2 protein-coding genes are annotated in these 8502 nt (G+C 75.7%); one reads left to right on the plus strand and one right to left on the minus strand.

Features of this window, described 5'->3' with window-relative positions; all coding sequences use genetic code 11:
* Positions 1 to 49: 49 nt before the first annotated feature.
* On the minus strand, positions 50 to 7207 hold the full coding sequence (locus tag AB0R04_RS12530) for an amino acid adenylation domain-containing protein (RefSeq protein WP_363370423.1): 7158 nt from the start codon (positions 7205 to 7207) through the stop codon (positions 50 to 52).
* Positions 7208 to 7428: 221 nt separating this feature from the next.
* On the opposite strand from AB0R04_RS12530, the gene sbnA reads away from it, so the two are divergent.
* Positions 7429 to 8466, plus strand: a complete 1038-nt coding sequence (gene sbnA / locus AB0R04_RS12535; RefSeq protein WP_063348730.1) for a 2,3-diaminopropionate biosynthesis protein SbnA — start codon at positions 7429 to 7431, stop codon at positions 8464 to 8466.
* Positions 8467 to 8502 lie beyond the last annotated feature (36 nt).

Genomic DNA, 8502 nt, shown 5'->3' on the forward strand with positions numbered 1-8502 from the left:
CGGCCCCGTGACGGCCGGGCCCGGATTCCGGGCCCGGCCGTCCGGTCGTTCAGGACCGGCGCAGCGCGGCGTCGGCCACCGCGCCGATCCGGCCGGCCGCCTCCCGGCCGAGCATCTCCTCGTGGCCGCAGGCGACGTCGTGCACCGTCAGCGCGCCGGTCAGGTGCGCGCGCCAGCGGTCGGCGAGCTCGGCGGCGGGGGCGCCCTGCACCTCGTCGGCGGCGGTGAACAGCAGCAGCGAGCCGTCGAACCGGCCGGGGGTGAACTCCCGGGCGATGTCCGTGTGGTGGCGCATCACCGCCATCAGCCGGCGCAGCTCCCCGTCGTCGATGCCCGCCCCGGCGGCGTGGTGGGCGAGGAAGGCCCCGCGGATCTCCTCGTCGGTCGGGTTGTGGTCGCCCGGCAGCACCGGGAAGACGTCCAGCGCCGCCAGGAAGGCCACCCGCTCGCCCGCCGCCTGGAGCTGCACCGCCATCTCGTGCACGACCAGCCCGCCGAAGGACCAGCCCAGCAGGTGGTACGGGCCGTGCGGCTGCACCCGGCGGATCCTCGCCAGGTACGTGGCCGCCAGTTCCCGTACGCCCTGCGGCCGTTCCCACTCCCCCTCGGGCGCGGCGATGCCGTCGGACTGCAGCGCGTACACCGGCCGGGCCGGGTCGAGGTGCGGGGCCAGCTCCGCGTACGGCAGGCCGAAGCCGACCCCGCCGTGCACGCAGAACAGCGGCTCGGCGGTGCCGCCCGGCCGGATCGGCAGCACCGGCTCCAGCACCGTCGCGGGGAGCCGCTGCGAGCCGGCGGGCCGGGCGGCGGCGGCGAGGGCCGCCACCGTCTTGTGGGTGAAGACGTCGGCCAGCGAGAGCGTGAGCCCGGCCTTCGCGGCCCGGCTGACGATCTGCACCGAGCGCAGGCTGTCGCCGCCGAGGTCGAAGAAGTCCCCGTCGGCGCCGACCTGGTCGAGGCCGAGGATCTCGCCGAAGACCCCGGCGATGACCTCCTCGGCCGGCGTGCCCGGGCGCCGCACCGGGGCCTGCGCGGCGGCGGGCGCGGCACCGGGCGCCGGCAGGGCGCGGGTGTCGAGCTTGCCGTTCGCGGTCAGCGGCAGCGCGGGCAGCGTCACCAGCGTCGCGGGCACCATGTGCGCGGGCAGCGACTCGGCGACGAACGCGCGCAGCACCGGCACGTCGACGGCGGCGACGCCGGGCAGCGGCACCACGTACCCGGTCAGCTGGGGCACGCCGGTGGGCGAGGGCGCGACCTGCACCGCGGCCTGCACGACCACCGGGTGGCGCATCAGCGCGGCCTCGATCTCGCCGAGCTCGATCCGGAAGCCGCGCAGCTTCACCTGGTGGTCCACCCGGCCGACGTAGTCGAGCGTGCCGTCGGCCCGCCAGCGGACCAGGTCGCCGGTGCGGTACATCCGGGTGCCGGCCGGCCCGTACGGGTCGGCGACGAAGCGCTCGGCGGTGGTGACGGGGCGGCGCAGGTAGCCGTGCGCCAGGCCGGTGCCGGCGATGTACAGCTCGCCGGTGACGCCGACCGGCGCGGGCGCGAGGGCGTCGTCCAGGACGTACAGCCGGTGGTTGTCCAGCGGGCGGCCGATCGGCGGGCGGCCGCCGCCGGGGCGCAGCGGGTCGCTCCAGGTGGCGCAGACCGAGGCCTCGGTCGGGCCGTAGGCGTTGCGGAACTCGGTCAGCGGGGCGAACCGGTCGACCAGCGCGGCCGGGCAGGCCTCGCCGCCGACCAGCAGGTGCAGGCCCTCGGGCAGCACCACGTCCTCGGGCAGGCCGGCCACCACGGTGGGCGGCAGCACCACGTGGTTGACCTGGTGCTCGGCGAGCAGCGCGCCCAGCACCTCGCCGGAGACCCGGCTCTCGTCGGTGGCGACCACCAGGGTGCCGCCCGAGTACAGCGAGACGCCGAGCTCCCAGACGGTGGCGTCGAAGCTGAACGAGGCGAACTGCAGCACCCGGGTGTCCGGCCCCGCGCCCATCCGCGCCTGGTGGTTGGCGGCCAGGTTGGCCGCCCCCAGGTGCGGCACCGCGACGCCCTTGGGGCGGCCGGTGGAGCCCGAGGTGTAGATCACGTAGGCGACGTCCTGCGGGACGAGCGGCCGGGTGCGGTCGGCGTCGACGGGGTTGCGGTCGGGCCGGCCGGTCAGGTCGGACCGGGTGCGCAGGGAGTCCAGGACCAGCGGGACGACGCCCTCGGGCAGCCCCGGGATCCGGTCGGCGACCGCCTCGACGGTCAGCACCTGGGCGGGCGCCGCGTCGTCGAGCATGTAGGCGATCCGCTCGGCCGGGTACTGCGGGTCGACCGGCAGGTAGGCGGCGCCGGTCTTGAGCACCGCCAGCAGCGCGATCACCAGCGGCGCGGAGCGCGGCATCGCCAGCGCGACCACGTCGCCGGGGCCGACCCCGCGCTCCAGCAGCAGGTGGGCGAGCCGGTTGGCCCGCTCGTTGAGCGCCGCGTAGGACAGCCGCATCGTCGCCGGGCCGGCCGGTACGCCGTCCGGGCCGATCAGCGCGGGGTGGTCCGGGTCGGCGGCCGCCAGGCCCTCGAACAGGGCGGTCAGGGTGACCGGGGTGAACGGGGCGGTCGGGCCGGCCCACTCCTCCAGCAGGACGCGGCGCTCCTCGGCGGTGAGCAGGTCGAGGGCGCTGAGCGGTGCGTCGGGGGTGCGGGCGGCGGAGTCGAGCAGGGTGGCCAGGGCCCGGGCGAGGCGGGCCGCCGTCGCCCCGGTGAACAGGTCCTCGCGGTACTCCAGGCGGATGTCCAGTCCGGCCGGGGCGCCGTCCGGGCCGGTCCGCTCCAGTACCTGGAAGGACAGGTCGAACTTGGCCGTCGTGCTGCCGATCGGCAGCACCTCGGCGCTCAGGCCGGGCATCGCGGGCAGCGGGTCGGCACTGTTCTCGAAGGCCAGGATCACCTGGAAGAGCGGCTGCCGGCCCATCGAGCGGACCGGGTTGAGCTCCTCCACCAGGTGCTCGAACGGCAGTTCGGCGTGCCCGTAGGCGGTCAGGTCGGTCTCCCGGACCCGCCCGAGCAGGGCGGTGAACGCCGGGTCGCCCGAGGTGTCGGTGCGCAGCACCACGGTGTTGACGAAGAAGCCGACCAGGTCGCGGACGGCGTCGTCGGTGCGCCCGGCCACCGGGCTGCCGAGCGGGATGTCGGTGCCCGCGCCCAGCCGGGTGAGGAGCGCGGCCAGGCCCGCCTGGACGGCCATGAACAGGCTGGCGCCGCCGCGCCGGGCCAGTTCGGCGAGCCGGGCGTGGGTCTCGGCGGGCACCGTGCACTCGACCTCGGCGCCGCGGTGCCCGGCCCGGGCCGGGCGGGGGAAGTCGGTGGGCAGGTCCAGCTCCTCCGGGATGCCCGCCAGCGCCTCGCGCCAGTGCGCGAGTTCGGCGCTGGCCAGGCTGTCCGGGTCGTCCTTGGAGCCGAGCAGTTCGCGCTGCCAGAGCGCGTGGTCGGCGTACTGCACCGGCAGCGGCTCCCAGCGCGGCCCGGCGCCGTCCAGCCGGGCCCGGTAGGCGTCGGAGAGGTCGCGGGAGAGCGGGCCGAGCGACCAGCCGTCGGCGGCGATGTGGTGCACCGTCAGGGCCAGCGCGTGGCTGTCCCGGCCGAGGGTGAACAGCCGGGCCCGCAGCGGCACCTGGGCGGACAGCTCGAAGGGGTGGGCGGCCTCGGCGGCCAGCGCCGCCTCCAGCGCGCCCGGCGCCGCCCCGGAGAGGTCCACCACGACCAGCGGGGCGCCGGCCTGCTCGGCCTCCTCGGCGGAGAGCACCAGCTGCGAGGGCAGCCCGTCGGCCTCGGCGAAGACGGTGCGCAGGCTCTCGTGCCGGGCCACCACGTCCCGGACGGCGGCGGCCAGCGCGGCGGCGTCCAGCGGGCCGGTGAGGCGGACCGCCAGCGGGATGTTGTAGCTGCCGGTGGGGCCGTCCATCTTGTCCAGGAACCAGAGCCGCTCCTGGGCGTGCGAGAGCGGCACCGAGGACGGCCGGTTCGGGACGGCGCGCAGCGCGGGGCGCCGGGGGGCCGGCTCCGCCGCGTCGGCGGCCGCCGACTCCGGGTCGAGGACGCGGGCCAGCGCCTCGGCCGTCCGGGCGTCGAACAGGGCCCGCACCGGGACGTCCGCGCCGAGCGCGGCACGCAGCCGGTTGGCGACCCTGGTCGCGGACAGCGAGTGGCCGCCGAGTTCGAAGAAGTCGTCGTCGGCGCCGACCCGGTCGAGCCCGAGGGCCTCCGCGAAGACCGCGCAGAGCAGTTCCTCGCGCTCCCCCGCGGGCTCGCGTCCGGTGCCCGCCCGCTCGTCCGGCGGGGCGGGCAGGGCCTTGCGGTCGACCTTGCCGTTGGGGGTCAGCGGCAGGTCGTCCAAGGGAACGTACACGGCAGGGATCATGTGCGTGGGCAGCACCGATGACGCCCGCTCCCGCAAGCGGTCGCGGTCGATCCCTGCCGGTACGACATAGGCGACCAGGCGGGCGTCCCCCGCCTGGTCGGTGCGGGCCGTGACGACGGCCCGCGTCACTCCGGGCTGCGCCGCGAGCACGGACTCGATCTCGCCGAGCTCGATGCGGTAGCCACGGATCTTCACCTGGTGGTCACTGCGCCCCGCGTACTCCAGGGCGGTGCCGGCGGCGTCCCAGCGGACGATGTCGCCGGTGCGGTACATCCGCGTGCCGCTCGGGCCGTACGGGTCGGCGACGAAGCGCTCGGCGCTCAGGCCGGGGCGGCCCAGGTAGCCGCGGGCCAGGCCGGTGCCGGCGAGGTAGAGGTCGCCGAAGGTGCCGTCGGGGACGGGGCGCAGCGCGCCGTCCAGGACGTACACCCGGGTGTTGGCGATCGGGCCGCCGATCGGCGGCGGCCCGGCCGCGGCGGTGGTCAGCGGCGCGGCGGTGGACCAGATGGTGGTCTCGGTCGGGCCGTACACGTTGGTCACGGACGCGCAGTGCGCGGTGAGGGTGCGGGCCAGCGGCTCGGGCAGCGCCTCGCCGCCGACCAGGGCGCGCAGGTCGGCCAGCCGGGGGGCGTGGTCGGCGGCGAGCGACTGCCAGAGGCTGGGGGTGGCCTGCAGCAGGGTGGCGTCCAGGCCGGTGACGGCGTCCGCCAGGGCGGCCGGGTCGCGGACCGTCTCGCGGTCGGCGACCAGCAGTTCGGCGCCGGCGGCGAGCGGGACGAACAGCTCCAGGTTGGCGATGTCGAAGCCGAAGGTGGTGACGGCGAGGAAGCGGTCCTCGGTGGTCACTTCGAAGCGGGCGACCATGTCCTCGACCAGGTTGACCAGCGCCCGGTGCGGCACCACGACGCCCTTGGGGCGGCCGGTGGAGCCCGAGGTGTAGATCACGTACGCGGGGTGGTCGGCGCGCGGGGCCGTGCCCGGTACGCGCTGCCCGGGCGCACCGGTCGCGGCGTCCGGGCCGTCCAGGACCCACAGCTCGCCGGTGCTCATCTCGCCTTCGGAGGCTTCGGCGGCGAGGAGTTCGCGCACCCGGCGGTGGGTGAGGGTGACCACCGGGGCGGCGTCGGCGAGCATGTAGCGCAGCCGGTCGGCCGGGTAGTCCGGGTCCAGCGGCAGGTAGGCCGCGCCGGACTTGAGGACGGCCAGGGCGGCGACCACCAGGTCGCAGGAGCGGTCCAGCGCGATCGCCACCACCTGCTCCGGGCCGGCCCCGGCGGCGTGCAGGGCGTGCGCCAGCGCGTCGGCGCGGGCGTGCAGTTCGCGGTAGGTCAGGCGCTCCTCGCCGCAGCGCACGGCGGGCGCGTCCGGGGTGCGGGCGGCCCGGGCGGCCAGCAGCGGGGCCAGCCAGTCGCCGGGCAGCTGCGTCCCGGTGGCGTTGCGGGTCTCGGTGATCCCGGCGCGCTCGGCCTCGTCCAGGACGTCCAGCCGGCCGCACGGCTCGTCGGGCCGGGCGACGGCGGCGGCCAGCAGCCGGGCGAAGCGCCGCCCGACCAGTTCGGCCTCGGCCCGGGTGACCAGCGCGGGCACGTGGTTGACGGCCAGGCCGAACGGGGTGCCGGGGAAGACCGTGAGGGTGACCGGGAAGTGGGTGGCGGAGCGGACGTCGGCGCCGGTCACCCGGGGTCCGGTGCCGGTGGCCAGCGGCAGGCCGCCCATCGGGTAGTTCTGGAACATCAGGGCGGTGTCGAATAGTTCGCCGCGCACGGCGGTGAGCTGCTGGACCTCCGCCAGGGTCAGGTGCTCGTGCGCCAGCAGCGCGGTCTGCGACCGCTGCACGTCGGCGAAGAGCTCGGCCGGGGTGCGGGCCGGGTCGACGTCCACCCGGACCGGGAGCGTGTTGGCGAACAGGCCCACCATCCGCTCGACGTCCGGGACCTCGGCCGGCCGGCCGGAGGTGACCGCGCCGAACAGCACGGTGTCCTGGCCGGTCAGCCGGGACAGCAGCAGCGCCCAGCAGCCCTGCACCACCGCGTTGACGGTCAGGCCGCGCGAGCGGGCGAAGCCGGTCAGCGCGGCGGAGACCTCGGGGGTCAGCTCCAGCGGGACGGCCTGCGGCAGCGCGGCCGCACCGGCGGCCCGGTCGCGGCCGGCCGGCACCAGCCGGGTCGGGTCGACGACCCCGGCCAGGGCGGCGGTCCAGGCCTGCCGGGCGGCCTCCTTGTCCTGCGCGCCGAGCCAGGCCAGGTGCGCCTGGTAGCGGGCCGCGCCGGCCCGCGGCTGCTTGGCGGGGGTGCCGCCGGCCTTCAGCTCCTCGGCGAGCGCGGCGAGTTCGCCGATCAGCGAGACCATCGACCAGCCGTCCACCAGGATGTGGTGGACGGTCCAGACCAGCCGGCAGCGCCCGCCCTCGGCGCGGGCCAGGGTGAGCCGCTGGAGCGGCGGGCGGGCGAGGTCGAAGCGGCGCAGCCGGTCCTCCTCGGCGAGCCGGTCGAACTCCGCCTCCGGCCCCTCGGCGGAGGCCGCCACCGCGACCTCGCGCCACGGCAGTTCGACCGACGTGGGGATCACCTGGATCGCCTCGCCGTTCTTGCGGTGCCGGAAGCAGGCCTTCAGGTTGGGGTGCCGCTCCAGGAGCAGGCCCGCCGCGGTGCGCAGCGCGGCGGCATCGGCGTCGGTCAGCTCGTCCAGGTCGAGGACCAGCTGAATGGTGTAGACGTCCGTCCCCTCACGGTCGTACTCCGAGAGAAAGAGCAGTCCCTGTTGCAGCGGCGAGAGCGGAAGGACTTCACTGATGGCGGACGGCCGATTCAAACCGGGCTCCTCGTGGAAGGCCTGCAAGTGCGGAATAACAAACGCTTTCCGATGGCGCTGACGAGCAACTGACCGGCAACTGACGGACGGCTGACGCGTGCCTCAGGACGGGTCCGAAACCCTGGTCGCGGACCCCGTCAGCAGTCCGTCAGCCCCTCGTCAGCGCCCGGCGGGAGGCTTGCCGCCGAGGCTAATTCGTTACCGAAGGCCAGGAGTCTCCAGTGCCGGTCATTTCCGCGTCGCACGAATTCGAGGTCAGCGACCTCTTCGTGAATCTGCAGCCGTTCTTCGGGCACCGTCTCTTCCTGAAAGTCGAAGGGTTCAACTTCGCCGGGTCCATCAAGCTGAAAGCGGCCCGGGAAATGGTCGCGCAGGCCGAGGCGGCGGGCGTCCTCGGCCCCGGCTCGACCCTGGTGGAATCCTCGTCCGGGAACATGGGCGTCGCCCTGAGCGTGCTCGCCGCCAGCCGCGGCTACAAGTTCATCTGTGTCACCGACTCTCGCTGCAACGAGGTCACCCGCCGCACCATGGAGTCGTACGGCGCCGAGGTGCACCTGATCACCGAGCCGCACGAGACCGAGGGCTTCCTCGGTGCGCGGATCCGCCACGTCAAGGCGCTGCTCGCCGCCGACGAGAAGCGGGTCTGGCTCAACCAGTACCTGAGTCCGGGCAACTGGATGGCGCACTACCGGACCACCGCGCCGGCCATCGCCCGCCAGTTCCCGGACCTGAACGTGCTGTTCATCGGCGCGGGCACGACCGGGACGCTGATGGGCTGCGCCCGGTACTTCCGCGAGCGGCGCCCCTCGGTGCGGGTCGTCCCGGTCGACAGCGTCGGCTCGGTCACCTTCGGCGCCCCGCCGGCCACCCGGCACATCCCGGGCCTGGGCACCAGCGTGCGGCCCGCGCTGCTGGACGAGTCGCTGGTGGAGCGGGCGGTCCACGTCGAGGAGACCGACACCGTCCGGACCTGCCGCGAACTGATGCGCGGCGGCTTCCTGTTCGGCGGCTCCACCGGGACGGCCGTCAGCGGCGCGCTGCGCTGGCTGAACGAGCACTACGGCGACGGCGCGGGCGGCGTGCGCGAGCGGGTGACCGCCGTGACCATCTCGCCGGACCTGGGCGAGCGCTACATGGACACCGTCTACCACGACGAGTGGGTGCGCGGTTCGGTCGGCCCGGAGGGCCTGCTGCCCGGGGTCGAGCACCGGGGCCTCGGGGCGGGCGTCGCCGCCGGGCTCCAGACGGTGTCCGGCTGACCGGTCCGCCGGGGGCGGGGCCGGCGGGGTCAGAGG

Source organism: Kitasatospora sp. NPDC056731 (genome assembly GCF_040687675.1).
Taxonomy (GTDB): domain Bacteria; phylum Actinomycetota; class Actinomycetes; order Streptomycetales; family Streptomycetaceae; genus Kitasatospora.